Annotated in this window: 14 protein-coding genes; 1 reads left to right on the top strand and 13 read right to left on the bottom strand. The window is 25.6% G+C overall.

The window, feature by feature from the left end; genetic code table 11:
• The 10 genes from mutS to SPJ33_RS03915 form a co-directional block, all read right to left on the bottom strand.
• Nucleotides 1-2,676 (bottom strand): DNA mismatch repair protein MutS, encoded by a 2,676-nt coding sequence (gene mutS / locus SPJ33_RS03960; protein WP_321116680.1) that lies wholly within the window; start codon nucleotides 2,674-2,676, stop codon nucleotides 1-3.
• 155 nt (nucleotides 2,677-2,831) lie between these two features.
• Nucleotides 2,832-4,190 (bottom strand): tRNA (N6-isopentenyl adenosine(37)-C2)-methylthiotransferase MiaB, encoded by a 1,359-nt coding sequence (gene miaB, locus SPJ33_RS03955; protein ID WP_321116679.1) that lies wholly within the window; start codon nucleotides 4,188-4,190, stop codon nucleotides 2,832-2,834.
• 105 nt (nucleotides 4,191-4,295) lie between these two features.
• Complete coding sequence (locus SPJ33_RS03950) at nucleotides 4,296-5,135, bottom strand: GNAT family N-acetyltransferase (protein WP_321116678.1); 840 nt, start codon at nucleotides 5,133-5,135, stop codon at nucleotides 4,296-4,298.
• A gap of 89 nt (nucleotides 5,136-5,224) precedes the next feature.
• The gene (locus tag SPJ33_RS03945; RefSeq protein WP_321116677.1) at nucleotides 5,225-7,138 is read right to left on the bottom strand and encodes a bifunctional 4-hydroxy-3-methylbut-2-enyl diphosphate reductase/30S ribosomal protein S1; all 1,914 of its coding nucleotides are present in this window, start codon (nucleotides 7,136-7,138) and stop codon (nucleotides 5,225-5,227) included.
• Between the two features lie 19 nt (nucleotides 7,139-7,157).
• On the bottom strand, nucleotides 7,158-7,814 hold the full coding sequence (gene cmk, locus SPJ33_RS03940) for a (d)CMP kinase (protein ID WP_321116676.1): 657 nt from the start codon (nucleotides 7,812-7,814) through the stop codon (nucleotides 7,158-7,160).
• A 73-nt stretch (nucleotides 7,815-7,887) separates the two neighbouring features.
• Nucleotides 7,888-9,105 (bottom strand): NAD(P)/FAD-dependent oxidoreductase, encoded by a 1,218-nt coding sequence (locus SPJ33_RS03935; protein ID WP_321116675.1) that lies wholly within the window; start codon nucleotides 9,103-9,105, stop codon nucleotides 7,888-7,890.
• A gap of 117 nt (nucleotides 9,106-9,222) precedes the next feature.
• Nucleotides 9,223-10,122, bottom strand: coding sequence for a MurR/RpiR family transcriptional regulator (locus tag SPJ33_RS03930; protein ID WP_321116674.1), 900 nt, complete (start codon nucleotides 10,120-10,122; stop codon nucleotides 9,223-9,225).
• Nucleotides 10,123-10,270: 148 nt separating this feature from the next.
• On the bottom strand, nucleotides 10,271-10,816 hold the full coding sequence (locus SPJ33_RS03925; RefSeq protein WP_321116673.1) for a class I SAM-dependent methyltransferase: 546 nt from the start codon (nucleotides 10,814-10,816) through the stop codon (nucleotides 10,271-10,273).
• A gap of 23 nt (nucleotides 10,817-10,839) precedes the next feature.
• Nucleotides 10,840-11,556 carry a pseudouridine synthase gene (locus SPJ33_RS03920; protein ID WP_321116672.1) on the bottom strand — a complete coding sequence of 239 codons (717 nt, stop codon included), beginning with the start codon at nucleotides 11,554-11,556 and terminating at the stop codon, nucleotides 10,840-10,842.
• Between the two features lie 202 nt (nucleotides 11,557-11,758).
• Nucleotides 11,759-11,950 (bottom strand): hypothetical protein, encoded by a 192-nt coding sequence (locus SPJ33_RS03915; RefSeq protein WP_321116671.1) that lies wholly within the window; start codon nucleotides 11,948-11,950, stop codon nucleotides 11,759-11,761.
• 134 nt (nucleotides 11,951-12,084) lie between these two features.
• Between SPJ33_RS03915 and SPJ33_RS03910 the strand changes: the two genes are divergently transcribed.
• Entirely contained in the window at nucleotides 12,085-12,474 is a 390-nt protein-coding gene (locus SPJ33_RS03910; RefSeq protein WP_321116670.1) for a PadR family transcriptional regulator, read from the top strand.
• Nucleotides 12,475-12,505: 31 nt separating this feature from the next.
• On the opposite strand, the gene SPJ33_RS03905 is transcribed toward SPJ33_RS03910, so the two are convergent.
• The 3 genes from SPJ33_RS03905 to SPJ33_RS03895 form a co-directional block, all read right to left on the bottom strand.
• Entirely contained in the window at nucleotides 12,506-13,117 is a 612-nt protein-coding gene (locus tag SPJ33_RS03905) for a DNA-3-methyladenine glycosylase (protein WP_321116669.1), read from the bottom strand.
• A 102-nt stretch (nucleotides 13,118-13,219) separates the two neighbouring features.
• Nucleotides 13,220-13,834, bottom strand: coding sequence for an alpha/beta hydrolase (locus tag SPJ33_RS03900; protein WP_321116668.1), 615 nt, complete (start codon nucleotides 13,832-13,834; stop codon nucleotides 13,220-13,222).
• Between the two features lie 124 nt (nucleotides 13,835-13,958).
• Nucleotides 13,959-15,899: an FUSC family protein gene (locus SPJ33_RS03895; protein WP_321116667.1), complete on the bottom strand. Its 1,941-nt coding sequence runs from the start codon at nucleotides 15,897-15,899 to the stop codon at nucleotides 13,959-13,961.
• Nucleotides 15,900-16,247: the final 348 nt, after the last annotated feature.

Here is a 16,247-nt window from a genome sequence, read left to right as displayed (position 1 = left end):
TCAACCCCTATTTAATTTCCTAGCTTCACTAACTAATTTATAGAGTTTATTCATAGCTTCAAGAGGATTTAATTCTAAAACTTCTATTTCTGAAAGCTCATTTATAAGATTTTCTTTTTCTACAAAAGAAAAATCAAGTTGCATATTATTAGATTCATCTTTTTTAGGTTCTTTAACTATTTCATCACTAAATGTTTCTATAGTTTCAATTGCAACTTCCTTTATAACTTCTTTATCCTCTTCTTCTAACACCTTATAGGTACTATCTTCGTTATTATTTTGTTCTAATTCATTTAAAATTTCTTTTGCTCTATCTATAACTTCTTTTGGAAGCCCTGCAAGTTTTGCAACTTCAATACCATATGATTGATCTGCTCCACCTTCAACTATCTTTCTTAAAAAGACTATATTATCTTCTATTTCTTTTACTGCAACAGAATAATTTTTAACTCCAGGTATCTTTCCTTCTAATTTTGTAAGCTCGTGATAATGTGTTGCAAATAATGTATTACATTTTAGATTATTATTTTTTGAAATATATTCTATAACAGACCAAGCAATACTAAGTCCATCATATGTTGAAGTTCCTCTTCCAACCTCATCTAATAAAACTAAACTTTTATGAGTTGCATTATTTAAAATGTTTGATACTTCCCACATTTCAACCATAAATGTAGATTTTCCACCTGCTAAGTCATCAGACGCACCTATTCTTGTAAATATTTTATCACATATTGATATATCGGCATGTTTTGCAGGAATAAATGAACCCATTTGTGCCATTAAAGTTATAAGTGCTACTTGTCTCATATAAGTTGATTTACCAGCCATATTAGGACCAGTTATTAATAATAATCTATCTTCATTATTATTTAAAATTGTATCATTTGAAACAAACTCTCCTATACCGATAACTTTTTCTACAACAGGGTGTCTACCTTCAGATATCTTTATTATTCCTTCTTCATTTATATTAGGTCTTACATAATCATTTTCAAGTGCAATTACAGCTAAAGTTGATATTGAATCTAAATTTCCTATGATTCTAGCACTCTTTTTTAATTTTGATATTTCATTAAATACAGTATTTTTTATATCTAAGAATAGATTATATTCAAGGTTAATTAATTTTTCCTCTGCACCTAATATTTTCTCTTCCATTTCTTTTAGCTCTTGAGTTATATATCTTTCAGCATTTGCAAGAGTTTGTTTTCTTATATATCTTCCCTCTGGCACTAATGCATAATTTGTCTTTCTAACTTCAATATAATATCCAAAGACTTTATTATATCCAACCTTTAAAGACTTAATTCCAGTAGCTTCTCTTTCAGAATTTTCTAAAGAAGCAATCCATTCTTTTCCGTGTAGTTTTGCTTTTCTTAATTCATCAACTTCTGTTGAATAGCCATCTTTAATAATATTTCCTTCTTTAATGGCTATTGAAGGATCATCTAAAATTGCTCTAAACAATAAATCTTTTAAGTCCTTTAAAACATCTAATTCTTCATAATATTCATTAAGTAAATTAGATGAGCAAGTACTTAATGTTTCCTTTATATATGGTAATTTATCAAGTGATGTTCTAAGTGAAACTAAATCTTTACCATTAACATTTCCATTTGCTATCTTACCTACGATTCTTTCTATATCATAAATATCTTTAAGAGCAATTCTTATATCTTCATTTAATTGCATAGAATTATAAAGTTCTTCTACTGCATCTAATCTCTTCTCTATTTCTACTTTAGATATAAGAGGTTCATCTATCCATTTTCTTAATACTCTTGCTCCCATTGAAGTACATGTCTTATCCATTACCCAAAGAAGAGAACCTTTCTTAGTTTTTTCTCTTATACTTTCTGTAAGTTCTAAATTTCTTCTTGAATTACCGTCAATAGTCATATAGTTTATTATGTCATACTTTTCAAGGAAATTTATATTTGCAAGGCTCATCTTTTGAGTTTCATAAACGTATTTAAGCAATATCTTACATGCTATCTTGCTTATAGAATCTAGATTTGAAACTTCTGCTTCAGAAAATTGTGCTTTTAATTCATCATCAGTAATTCTAAATGTTGATAAATCTTTCTTTGTAAGTAATGCTTGTGTATAGTTTGATATTTCATTTATAAACTTATCAGTTACATTTTTATCTATTATTATTTCTTTTGGATTAATCTTAGTTATTTCATCAAATAAAGTGCTTTTAATACTAGTAAATGATGTTGTTTTAAATTCTCCAGTACTTATATCAGTAAGTGCAATTCCAAAAGTATTGTTTTCTTCATATATAGCTAAAAGATAAGTATTAGAATTATTTTCATTATTACTATTATCTACGTATGTACCTGGAGTTATAACCTTAATTACATCTCTTTTTACTATACCTTTAGAAGCACCTGGCTCCTCAACTTGTTCGCAAATAGCAACTTTATGTCCCTTTGCAATTAATCTTGATATATATCCTAAAGAGGCATGATATGGAATACCGCACATAGGTGCTCTCTCTTCTAATCCACAATCTCTGCCTGTTAATACTAATTCAAGTTCTCTTGACGCAATTTTTGCATCGTCAAAGAACATTTCGTAAAAATCTCCCAACCTAAAGAAAATTATACAATCTTTATACTTTTCTTTTATCTCGAAGTATTGCTTCATCATGGGCGTTAATGCCAATGTAAATCATCCTCTCATATGTTAATTAAATTATGCTAATCTTTCATAGAAAGCATATAAAATATTATACTATAATGAATGTAGAATAAAAAGTAATATAATATTCTATAAAATAAAAAGGATAGCAAAATTTAAGCTATCCTTTTTATTTTAAATTATATTAATTCACCTATTAATGAATAAGGTTGAGCTCTAACTATTTTAACATCAATTAACTCACCTATTAAAGACTTATCCCCTTCAAAATTAACTAGTCTACCATTTCTAGTTCTTCCCATTAATTTTGTTTCGTCGTTTTTACTTGGTCCTTCAACTAATATTTCTACAACTTTTCCTTCGTATGCTTTATTATTTCTTATTACATTTTCGTTAACTGCTTGGACTAGTCTGTTAAATCTTTCGTGTTTTACATCATCAGGAACTTGGTTTTCCATCTTATCTGCTGGAGTATGATTTCTTCTTGAATATATAAATGTATAAGCTGAATCATAACCTACTTCTTTAACTAAAGATAAAGTATCATTAAAATCTTCTTCAGTTTCACCTGGGAATCCAACTATTATATCAGTTGTTATAGTTACATCAGGTATTTCCTTTTTGATTTTATTTATTAGATACATGTATCTTTCTCTATCATAGTGTCTATTCATTTCTTTTAAGATTCTATCTGATCCACTTTGAACTGGAAGATGGATTTGCTCGCAAAGCTTATCACATTCTTTTATAGCTAATATTACATCTTCATTTAAGTCTTTTGGATGAGAAGTCATAAATCTAACTCTTTCTAATCCTTCAATTTCATTTATTAATCTAAGTAATTTAGCAAAGTCTATGTCTTCTTCTAAGCCTTTTCCATATGAATTAACATTTTGACCTAAAAGAGTTACTTCTTTATATCCCTTAGAAACTAATTCTTTTATTTCCTTTATTATTTCTTCAGGCTTTCTGCTTCTTTCTCTTCCTCTTACATAAGGAACTATACAGTAAGTACAGAAATTGTTACATCCATACATTATTGTAACAAAAGCTTTTGTGCTATTTTCTCTATCTATAGGAATTCCTTCTACTATATCAGTTTCTTTATTTAATATTTCTTTAACTTGAACACCTTCTGATTTTACTCTATTTAAGTATTCAGGGAATTTATATGCATTATGAGTACCAAAAATAATATCTACATAAGGAAATGTTTTTAATACTTTGTCAGCCATACCTTTTTGTTGCATCATGCATCCACATATACCTATTATTAAATCAGGGTTTTTCTTTTTATATTTTTTTAGCATACCTAAGTTACCAAAAACTTTGTTTTCTGCATTTTCTCTAACGCAACATGTATTAAAAAGTATAATTGAAGCATCTTCAATATTTTCTGTTTTTGTATATCCTATTCTTTTTAACATTCCAGAAAGTTTTTCAGAATCCTCTTCATTCATCTGACATCCATATGTACTAATAAAGAAATGTTTATCTTCATTATTAGTATTTTCATATTCTTTTATATCAAATTCCATTATATTTCCTCCAATTTTGACTATATTTATATTTTAAAATTACTTAATGTATTATAGCATATAAAATGAAGAAATTAAATATTATAAAATACTTTGCATAGTCTATTATGATTTTATAAAAGTATTATAATAGCCTAAAAATTTAAATCCGATTTTTTTATAAAGGTTTAAAGCCTTATAATTTGAATCATTAACTCTTATATATAATTGAGATAATTTAATATCATAAGCAAGATTTATCATATACTCTAATAAGATTTCACCATAACCTAAACCTCTATATTCTTCTAGTATCCCAAAGTTAACTAACATATACATACCCTTATTATATATAATTTGAGCATAACCTATTTCTTTATTATCTAACAAGATAAAAACGCATCTATCACTTCTATAGTAATCTTGTTTTTCTTCATACATGATATCTCTAATATTAATAGGCTCTCTTCCATTATAATTAAAAATATCATTTTGAATTTCACAACGTAATTTTTCATCTTTATCAATTCTAAATTGCCTAAAAGAAATATTTTTATCGTGTTTTATCTTTATTTTAGTGTTTAAATCATACTTTAATAGCATAGTTGTTTCACTTTTAGTAAATTTATTATTTATAAGTATTTTTTTAGTTAAGTCATCTTCAAAGGTTTGATAAAATAACACTTTATCTTTAAATATTTTAATACTATTTAAATTAACTATTTCTAAAAACTCATCTTTTATATATAAATCATTAATAAATATAGTGTCTATAGAAAACCTTTCAAAATATACATAGCCAACATATTTACTATCAACTAATATCATTATTATTTTATTTTTGTAAAGTAGCTTTTTAAAAAAATTTAATCCATTATAAATAGAAATTATATTTAATCTATATTTGTTTATTAGGAAAAATTCATTTACTAAGCTTTCAAGACTTGAGAAATTTTTATTACTCAATTTCTCATAATGCACCATTATTAATACCTACCTTATAACTTTATAAATCTCTATTTTAAAATAACCCCTAAATCATTAGGGGTTATTTTCTAAACATCTTTCATACTTAAGCTTAATTTTTTATTTTCTTCATCTACAGATAAGATTTTAGCCTTTATTTCTTGACCTATACTTAAAACATCCGCAGGGTTATTGATTCTATCATGGCTTATTTTTGATATATGAACAAGACCATCTAAACCTGGTTCTAATTCTACAAATGCACCAAAATCATTTATTCTTACAACCTTACCTAATACTATTGATCCTTCTGGATATTTTTCAGAAGCATTTTTCCAAGGCTGTGGAGTAAGTTCTTTTATGCTAAGTGATAATTTTTTATTATCTTTATCTAGTTCAATAACTTTAACATCAATTATGTCTCCAGCTTTTAAGTAGTCTTCAGCTCTTTTTACATGGTTCCATGAGATTTGTGATAAGTGGATTAATCCATCTACTCCATCAACTTCTGCAAAAGCTCCAAATTTAGTAAATCTCTTAACTTCAGCTTTTACTACATCCCCAACCTTTAATGAACCTAAAACTCTTTGTTCATTAAGTTCTTTTGCTTCTTCTTGAACTCTTCTGCTTGATGCTATAACTCTTGAAGGATTTTCTTTATTAAAATCTATTAATTTAACAACTAAAGTCTTACCTTTATATTGATCTTTATTATTAACAAATTTCATATCTATTTGTGATGAAGGAACAAATATTCTTACTCCACCATAATATCCTACTAAGCCTTTTTCTTTTATTTCTGATATCTTTAATTCAAAAGTTTCTCCACTTTCATATAATTTTTCAAGTGAAGAGATTATTTCGTCTTTTTCATATTCAAGTCTTGATAAAATAACATAGTCATTATCTTGATTTAGACTAATAACTTTAGCTTTTATTGTATCTCCATTATTAAGAGTTTTAGCATATTCCATTGGATCAACCTTTGCAGTTAATTCTTTAAATGGAATTTTACCATCTTTTTTGTATCCAACAAGTGATACTATAACTCCATCATTATCTTTAGATAAGATTTCGCCTTCTATTTCATCACCAATATGGAATCTCTTATCCATTTCATTCATTAATTGCGCTTGTTCATTGTTTAAAGTATTTTCACCTTGCATAATATTAATAACCTCCCTAATTATCCAGTTTGGTGTCGAAGCACCAGCTGTAATACCTACTTTCTTAAAATCTTTATTATCTATAAATTCTCTTGGAAGTTCAAGTGAATTTTCAATATGAATAGTATTCTCACAATTTGCTTTAGATATTTGATAAAGCTTTGTTGTATTAGAACTATGCTTGCCACCTATAACAATCATAGCATCTACTTCTTTTGATAGTTCATTTGCGCTTTTTTGTCTAACTTCTGTAGCTGAGCAAATTGTATTAAATGATACAAAATCATCTAAATCATTTTCATTTTCTAAGTTTTTAATAGTGTTTTGCCAATTTGCTTCTTTTTCTGTAGTTTGTGAGACTGCGCATACTTTACCAGAAACTTTTGTATCAAATTCTCCATTTGGTGTAATTATTGCTTTATTATCACACCACCCATTTATACCAATAACCTCTGGATGATTTTTATCTCCTAATATAACTATGTTATATCCATCTTTTGAATATTCTTCTGCTGTCTTTTGTATCTTAGTAACAAATGGACAAGTAGCATTTATGACTTCAAGTCCTTTAGCTTTAAGTTTTTCTATAACATCCTTTGGAACGCCATGTGATCTTATAATAATGACATCGCCTTCTACTAATTTATTTAAATCAGCATCATCTATTGAATAAATATCATTTTCTTCTAAATATCTTACAACATCACTATTATGTATAAGTGGTCCTAAAGTATAAACCTTTTTACCATACTGTTTTCTTACATCAATAGATTTTTCTACTGCCCTTTGTACACCAAAACAAAAACCAGCATTTTCAGCTAATATTACTTCTCTCATGATTGTACTCCTAAAAGTTTTAATTAAGTTTAGATCTTATAAATTCATTAATCTTATTTGTAACTTGCTCTATATTTAAACCAGTTGTGTCAATTTCTACAGCATCATCAGCTTTTTTAAGTGGATCTATAGCTCTTGTACTATCTTCATGGTCTCTTCTTATTATATCTTTTAATATTTCATCATAAGAGCATTCTATATCTCTTTTTATTAATTCAGAATATCTTCTCTCTGCTCTTTCTTCTGGTGTAGCAGTTAAAAAGATTTTAAATTTTGAATCCTTTAAAACTACTGTTCCTATATCTCTACCATCCATTATAACATTATATTTATTAGACATATCTCTTTGTAATTTTACAAGCATCTTTCTAACTTCTGGAATTGAAGCATATGAAGAGACAACCCCACTAATTTCTGGCATAGTTATTTTATCTTGAATATTTTCGCCATCTAAAATTAAATCATCATTTTCAAAATGCATCTCCATATTTAATATTAAGTCACATATTTCTGAAATATTTTCTGGTTTTAAGTTATTTTCTAGTGCTTTTAAAGTAACAGCTCTATACATAGCTCCAGTATTTATATACATTAAATCAAATTCCTTTGCTACAAGCTTAGCTATTGTACTTTTTCCTGCTCCTGCTGGTCCATCTATTGCAACTGATATTTTCAAATTTTCTTCCACCTTTCTAAGTTAACGACTATAAGTATAATTATATAATTTTATTCTTTTTATAACAAGCATTTTAGATATTACTTCCAGCTATATATCCAGTAGAAAATGCTATTTGTACATTATATCCACCGGTAAATGCATCAACATCTATTACTTCTCCTGCAAAAGATAAATTATCTATAATTTTACTTTTCATTGTTGAAGGATCTATTTCCTTTGTATCTACTCCACCTGCTGTAACAATAGCTTCTTCTATTGGTCTTAAGCCTTTTACCTTTAGTTTAAAATTCTTTATTATATGAACTAAATTTTTTCTCTCTTCTTTAGTTATTTCATTAACCTTTTTATTCTCATCAATTTTTGATAATCTTATAATTACAGGTATAAGTTTTTTAGGTAATAAATCATCTAATGAGTTTTTAAAATCTTTATTTATGTATTTTTTGAAATCTTTTTGGATTCTTAAATCTAAATCTTTTATATCTAATGCTGGTTTTAAATCAATTACTATCTCATAGTTTTTATCATTTTTTATAAATCTACTACCACTTAAAACTAAAGGTCCTGATATACCAAAATGAGTAAAGATCATTTCACCTAAATTTTTAAATACCTTTTTATTTTCTTCATATATAGTTAGTTCAATATTTCTAAGAGATAACCCCATTAAATCTTTAACTATAGAATCTTTTATTTCTATAGGAACAAGTGATGGTTTTAATTCTTTTATAGTATGACCTAAAGATTTTGCAAATTTTTGACCTTCTCCCCTAGAACCTGTTAATGGATATGAAGCACCACCTGTACATAGTATAAAATGGTCTCCCTTAATTATATTACTATTATTTATTTCAACACCAGTTATTTTATTACCATTTTTTATTATATTAGTTACTTTACTATTAAGCATTACCTTTATATTGCACTTTTCTATAGCTTTTGATAATCCTTTAATAATATCTGAAGATTTATCTGACTCTGGAAATACTCTTCCGCCTCTTTCAACCTTTAATTTAATGCCTTGATCTTCAAAAAAGCTTATAGTATCTTCATTAGTAAAAGTATATAAAGAACTATATAAAAAGTATGGATTTCCTGGAATGAAGTCAAAAAATTCTGATATATCTTTATTATTTGTTACATTGCATCTTCCTTTACCTGTTATAAATAACTTCTTACCTAATCTATCGTTTCCATCTAAGAGGATTACTTCATTATTATTCTTGCTTGCAGTTATTGCTGCCATCATTCCTGCTGGACCAGCTCCTATAACTACTACTTTACTCATTTAATCAGCTCCTTAATTAATTGTTAAAATAATTGTACTACAGCATAAAAAAAATGTTAACTAAAATAAAAAGATTTTATGGTACTCATAAAATCTTTTTATAATATATAAATTTTTCTAATTGTCATTTTCACCAATAGTTTTATTATTTATTTGATATATATTATAATCTTTCCAAATAGCTTCTAGAGAACCAAATGTAGTTGCTATTGTTTCTTTTTCTCTCATTCCAACTGCTATAATTAAGGCATTAACTAATGATAACGGTGCAACTAAAGAATCAACAAATGATGCCATATTACTTTGAGCAATTAATGTTAAATCTGCCTTAGATGCTAAAGGAGATATTAAACTATCAGTTATTGCAACAACCTTAGCGCCTCTTGATTTTGAAAAATCTAGAGCATCTATTGTTTTTGAAGCGTATCTTGGGAATCCTATACCGATTACTAAATCCCCTTCTTTAATATTTATTATTTGTTCAAATATATCTGAAATACCGTAGTTTACAGTTTTAACATTTTGAAGAATTATATTTAAATAAAAGCCTAAAAATTCTGATATAACTGTTGAACTTCTTAAACCTAGTATATAAATATTTTTAGCTTTAAATATTTCATTTACAACCTCTTCAAATACATTAGAATTAATTTTTTCTAATGTAGCTCTTATATTTTCAATGTCAGCCTTTAAAACTCCCTTTAATGCATCACTATCAGATATATATTCATTTGAAAGTTCTAATCTTTGTACAGTTGTAAGCTTATTTTTTATTAATTCTTGTAATGCTTTTTGAAGCTTAGGATATCCAGTAAAACCAAGTTCATTAGCAAATCTTACAACAGTAGACTCTGATACTCCTACAGCTGTTCCAAGCTTTGCAGCAGTCATAAATGCAGCTTTATCATAATTATTTAATATATATTCTGCTATTAATTTCTGGCCTTTACTTAATCTTTGGAATTTAACTTGAATTAATCTCATTAAATCTTTATTATCGTTAAAATCTTTATCCATAATTATCTACCTACTTTATAATCTTTTGTAATAATAATTTTATCATTAAATGATTGGGTTTTCAATTAAAATTTCATATTCAATATTATATAAAATATATTATAAAGCTAATTTCTATAATATTTTTATACTTTTTTATAATTGTAATTTAGCTAACTTTTTCAATAACTGCAAGCATTGGAGCAGTTTCGCTTCTATTTAAAAATTCATGAATCATAACACCATATTGCTTTTTCGATATTTGTTTTAAAAAGTCTAAAATGCAAGTTTTTTCTCTTTTTCCTTCATCATGACCACTATATATACATATTGTCATAATACCTCCAGGATTTAAAAGATCTAGTCCTAATTTTATACTTTCTAATGATGTATTATATTTTGTTGTTATTTCTTTTGATGCACCAGGTAAAAAACCAAGATTATACATAATGCAATCAACATTTTCTTTTATATAATCGTTGAATTTATGGTGTGAATCACATATAACCTCAACATTTTCCTTATTTTTTTCTTTATATTTTAAACATGCCTCTTCTTGAATATCAAAAGCATACACTTTATTAAAATTTAAAGATAAAAAATCTGTATCATGTCCATTACCTAAAGTAGCATCTATTGCAACATTTTTATTTTTTAAATAACTACTTATTATATTATGTGATAATTCACTAATATCACTTACATAATTAAACATTTAAAATCCCCCTATAATTTTTATTATAAAGAATTAATATAATCAAGCTCAGTTTTTGTTAATTCTCTATACTCACCTTTTTTTAGATATCCAAGCTTAATATCTCCAACAGAAATTCTCTTTAAACTTAGAACATCATGGTTAAAGGCTGAACACATTTTTCTTATTTGTCTATTCTTACCTTCATGTATACTTATCTCTACTACAGAAGTATTACTATCAGAAGAGAAGGAAATTTCTTTAATTTCAGAATTTGCAGTAACATATCCTCCTATATCTACCCCATTTCTAAATGAATTCATTTCATTTTCAGTAAATCGTCCCTTTACAACTGCAATATATTTTTTCTGTATCTTAACTCTTGGATGAATTATCTTATTATAAATATCTCCATCATTTGTCATAAGGAGTAATCCTGAACTATCATAGTCAAGTCTTCCTATAGGGAAAACTCTTTCATTAACATTTACTAAATCTAAAATAGTTTTTCTTCCCTTTTCATCACTAAGAGATGTTATGTATCCTTCTGGTTTATTTAACATTAAATAAACTTTGTTTTCTTCAGGTAAAATTACCTTACCATTATATTCTACTATATCTATACCAGGAGTTACCTTAACTCCTAATTCAGTTACATATGAATTATTTACTTTAACTTTTCCTTCAGTAATTAATGTTTCGCATTTTCTTCTAGATGCTATACCGCATCTTGCCATATATTTTTGTAATCTTTCTTCCATTAATGTATTCCTCCAAAACATTATGTTTCCTTTATGATTATAAGATATAAAAAACCTCCATACAATAGTTTTAAACTAATATATGAAGGTTTATTTTAATTATTCTTTTACAATAATTAGTCAGTGTAAACAAGTAAAATACTTTTTAGATACAACACTAAAATGCGCTATCTAATTTCATTTATAAATTAATTTTTATATTCTAGAAATAGCAACCTCTGCTTAAAAGTAATAAAAATATTAATGGAAATCCTCCAAATCCACAGCCATAGTTACCAAATCCACCGCATCCACATCCACGGCCATAACCATAGCCATTATATCCACCATAACCATAGTTGTTGTAACCAAAATTATTGTAGCCAAAATTATTGCATCTACATCTTCTTGACATTTTCACCAACTCCTTATCTTTAGCTACTATATAATATTCATAATCTACATAATTGTGTTATTTATTTATAATTATTTACGAGTATACTTAACTAAAGTATAATATAATTAACAAAGATTTAAGGAGGATTTATGATGGATAAAAGAAATCGTATTATAGCACCAAGAAATGTTGTTAATACTAAAATGTTATACATGCTATATATTCTTAAGGAATTATCAAAAGGTGAAGTTGTATTTGGAAATAAAGTTTTAACTGATTTTAAAGATATGTTTGATTCTACTACCATTCCTTTTCCTATTTCATCAAGTACTGTATATGAAAGTTTATATGAACTTGAAGAGAGAGAATATGTAGTATCTAAATGGAGTGGAGAAGATCTATCAAATAAAAGAAGTAAAAAAGTTTATTCAATAACTGATAGAGGTATTTCTTTTTTAAATGCAAATTTAGCAGATTATATTCTAAACTTAGATAAAACAAAATCAACTCTAGATAAATTAAAACAAATGTTATTAAAATAAAAAGAGGCAGTTTTTCTTTTGCTGCCTCTTTTTATTTTTTAGATACATATTTATTTTTATCTATATAAAATCTCCACAAAAAATCTTTTGCCTCTTCTGCATAATCTATACCTATTCTTTTAGTAGTTACTATATTAAAATTTTCATCATTTCCGTAAGTTATATAAAGCTCACCTTTTTCATAAAGCCTACAATAATTTAAGCTTCTATCTATACATAATGCCTTGCATAACTTCCCTGGCCCATTAGTAAGACTTATCTTTTTTTGATTATTTAACTCTTCATAATTTTTATTAAATCTTTTATTTGAAATATACTCAAATTCATTAAGTGGTTCTACAGCTCTTATTAAAACAGCCTCAGCTTCTTCTTTTTCACCTGTAACTATATTTAAACAATTATACATTCCATATATAAGATATATATAAGCTACTCCTCCTTCACTATATAAAACTTCAGTTCTATTAGTTCTTCTTCCATTATATGCATGACATGCCTTATCAGTTTTTCCTATGTACGCTTCTGTTTCTACAATCTTGCTCTTTATTATTTTCCCATCTATTTCTCTAACTAGAATCTTTCCTAGTAAATCTTTTGCTAAACTTAATGCATCAGATTGAAAATATGACTTATCTATAATCATATATTTATAGCTCCTTTTTATATGTTAAATTTATATATCTAATTAAAATTAAAAAACCATTTATAGTTATATTAGTATTATAGCTATAAATGGTCTTTTATATTATCTACTTAAATATTCTTTCATGAATTCTATTATACTAAGTTGTATTTCTAGACTTTTTATTACATCACCTTCAACATTTAAAGCATGATTTGCATTATCTATATTTATTAATCTTGTACCACTAACTTCTTCAATTTTTTCTAAGTTTTCTTTTGATAATAATGGATCACTACTACCTGTAAATACTAATGAATTTTTTTCTATTCCCATTTGTACTGTTTTATTTATAGGACTTATATAAATATTTGTGATATTGTATCCCTTAACATTTTTATTTAAAACATTTTGTACGCAAGTTCCAATACTTTTTCCTATAAAAACAATATTTCTATATTTGTTTCTTAATGTACTTTTTAATAATTTAAATGATTCTTCAGCAATAATATTAAACTCAACATCAGGATGGAATTCTCCTCTTCCTACTTGGAATCCATATTCTATTTTTAATACATCAAAACCTAATTGAAGTGCTAAATTTGATGAATATTCTAAAGTTACCCTATCTAGAGTATATCCTATACCTGGCAATATTACTGCTAACGTATCACTTCCTTTTCCTATAACTAAAGGTTTTAAATTCATTCCCCAATATGATTTTACTATATCATTCATAATTCTCAACTTCTTTCTTTATAGTATAAATAAAGTATATCATAAATAATAACCTACACATTAAATTAAAAAATTAGTTAAAACTATCTTTTTAAAATTCATCTTTTATTAACTAGAAAATACATTATAAATCATTTCTTAAATTAATAAATTCTTGTAAAACCTCATCTGATTTTTTTAAAGATCTTAATAAAAGCATATTAGTATAATTATTTTTATGATTTAAGTTATTTACATTAATACAACATTTATATCTTAATATTGTTTTTTGAGAAGAGGCATTTATTTTCATACTATCTAATATACGATCGATATTACTTAAACATTCATTAATATATAATTTATCTATATCTTTTTTATCTTGATTTAATAATACAATACAACAATGAGTTAATAATGAAGTAAGTTGATTATTTTTAGCTAATAAGCTTTTAAAGTATATGTTATCAACCTTTGAAAAATGTAATTGTAATTTACCACTTATCAAGTATGAAGAATAAATAATATCTTTAATATCCTCTTCAACCTTTTTTCTACTAACATTTAAATCTATTATACTTCTAATTTTATCTACTATTATCTCATCTAATTCCATCAATCTATTTACCATACTTATAAGTTCCATATGATTTTTACTAGGTAATATAAAATTATTTGCAAATAAAACAATTAATGCTGAAATGCAAGTATAAGCTAATCTTAAAAATATTGCTTCATCATCACCCATGCTTATAGTAGTTATGGCTAATGCATAACAAGTTAAATATATTGTTTTAGTTCCATAATCATTAAATGCATACATAAATATTGTACATATAATAAGTATTATTATATGAGAAAAATGAGTTGTAAAAATTGAAAACAATATAAATGATGCTATAAGTCCAATTACAGTACCCTTAAATCTTAAGCTAACTCTCTTTTTACTATCTTCATAAAAAGGCATAGTTAATAAAAATATTGTCATAGGAATCCAATAACCCTTAGGAATATTAAAGGCTCTAATAGCTGTAAATGATATTGCCAATAGAAAAGATATTCTTATTGCAAACCTTATTTTAAATTGATTTAATGAAAATTTATACTTACTATACTTTTCAAAATACTCTTTAGATTTTGAGAAATTTAAATACTTCTTAAAATCAAACAAATTAGGCTTAGTTGTATCTTTTACAGCAGATATAAGTCGGTTTAGTATATATACCATATAATGATTTAAATTTTCATACTTTAATGAATTGTTAGAAATAAAATCATTTATTAATTCTATATATTTTTCTTTTTCTATATCTGATCCTTGATATTTACTAAAATCAGAAAACAACTTACTAAGTTTAAGTATATATTCTTTGTTAGCATTATCGTCAAATAAATCCTTTTGTGCTACTATATCATCTATTACATTATTCATATGTTGAAATACAATAATAAATAAGTAATATCTTTTTTTACCACTTAAATAAACAAATCTATTTAATTCTTTGCATGTTTCAAATAAATCAAATGTTGCATTTTTTATATTTTCCTTATTTCCATCTAATACATCTTTTAATTGCTGGCTGACATTATTAAATCCATTTTCAATTAGCTTTGTAATTTTAGTATATACGCCCTTTGGTGCAAATATCATCAAAGCTATAATAACTACTACATAAGCTATAGTTATTGATAAAAGTCTCATTGGAATTTTATCAAAATGAGTTGGAAAAATTTGAAGAAATACAAATGCCATTAAATAAGGGAAATAACTACTTGGATCATACTCATCTGTTAAAAAGTAAGCTAAAATCCCAACACCAAGTAAATTAATTATAAATGCACTATAAACTGCTTCACTTGCTATTGAAGCTAAAAATCCTATAATAAGATGAATAACTAATGGCCTTATTATATTTTTTTCAATAGCTGCATTACTCTTTAACCTTATAAATGTTAGTGTCATATAAGGTGCTATTATTATATTGTTTAATCCAAAAAAATAAAGATTAATAAATAGTATAATAGTTGATACTAAAGCAGGAGGTAATGCCACTTTTAATTTGCTTTTAATCTGTTCCATATTCATTTTTTAATTTCCTCTTTCTTTTATACCAAGTTAATACAATTATATTTTAGCTAAATATTTTATATATAATATTAATAAATGGTAATAAATTTGTTAGATTATATTTTTATTTTTAATTATCATTTACGGGTATTTTATTTAAGAGTTTATATACAAATAAAAAATAATCTATTGTATTAATACAATAGATTATTTTTTATAACTCTTTGCAATACATAACCTCAGTATACTTATCAAATTTTTGAGTTTTATCTGTTAAAGTAAAGCCATTATTTTCATAAAACTTACGTGCTCTACTATTTTCTTTAAATACCCATAACATAACTTTATTAAATCCAGAATTTTTAA

Source organism: Clostridium sp. (assembly GCF_034179595.1).
GTDB lineage: Bacteria > Bacillota > Clostridia > Clostridiales > Clostridiaceae > Clostridium.
Note: the sequence above shows the minus strand (reverse complement) of the source record. Positions and strands in the feature narration are given on the sequence as shown.

Excerpts from the sequence above, each read along its gene's own strand:
- SPJ33_RS03895 (WP_321116667.1), bottom strand. The coding sequence starts at position 15,899 with ATGAATATGGAACAGATTAAAAGCAAATTAAAAGTGGCATTACCTCCT.
- SPJ33_RS03910 (WP_321116670.1), top strand. The coding sequence starts at position 12,085 with ATGGATAAAAGAAATCGTATTATAGCACCAAGAAATGTTGTTAATACT.
- SPJ33_RS03925 (WP_321116673.1), bottom strand. The coding sequence starts at position 10,816 with ATGTTTAATTATGTAAGTGATATTAGTGAATTATCACATAATATAATA.
- SPJ33_RS03905 (WP_321116669.1), bottom strand. The coding sequence starts at position 13,117 with ATGATTATAGATAAGTCATATTTTCAATCTGATGCATTAAGTTTAGCA.
- SPJ33_RS03915 (WP_321116671.1), bottom strand. The coding sequence starts at position 11,950 with ATGTCAAGAAGATGTAGATGCAATAATTTTGGCTACAATAATTTTGGT.
- SPJ33_RS03900 (WP_321116668.1), bottom strand. The coding sequence starts at position 13,834 with ATGAATGATATAGTAAAATCATATTGGGGAATGAATTTAAAACCTTTA.
- SPJ33_RS03935 (WP_321116675.1), bottom strand. The coding sequence starts at position 9,105 with ATGAGTAAAGTAGTAGTTATAGGAGCTGGTCCAGCAGGAATGATGGCA.
- SPJ33_RS03930 (WP_321116674.1), bottom strand. The coding sequence starts at position 10,122 with ATGGATAAAGATTTTAACGATAATAAAGATTTAATGAGATTAATTCAA.
- SPJ33_RS03920 (WP_321116672.1), bottom strand. The coding sequence starts at position 11,556 with ATGGAAGAAAGATTACAAAAATATATGGCAAGATGCGGTATAGCATCT.
- miaB (WP_321116679.1), bottom strand. The coding sequence starts at position 4,190 with ATGGAATTTGATATAAAAGAATATGAAAATACTAATAATGAAGATAAA.
- SPJ33_RS03945 (WP_321116677.1), bottom strand. The coding sequence starts at position 7,138 with ATGAGAGAAGTAATATTAGCTGAAAATGCTGGTTTTTGTTTTGGTGTA.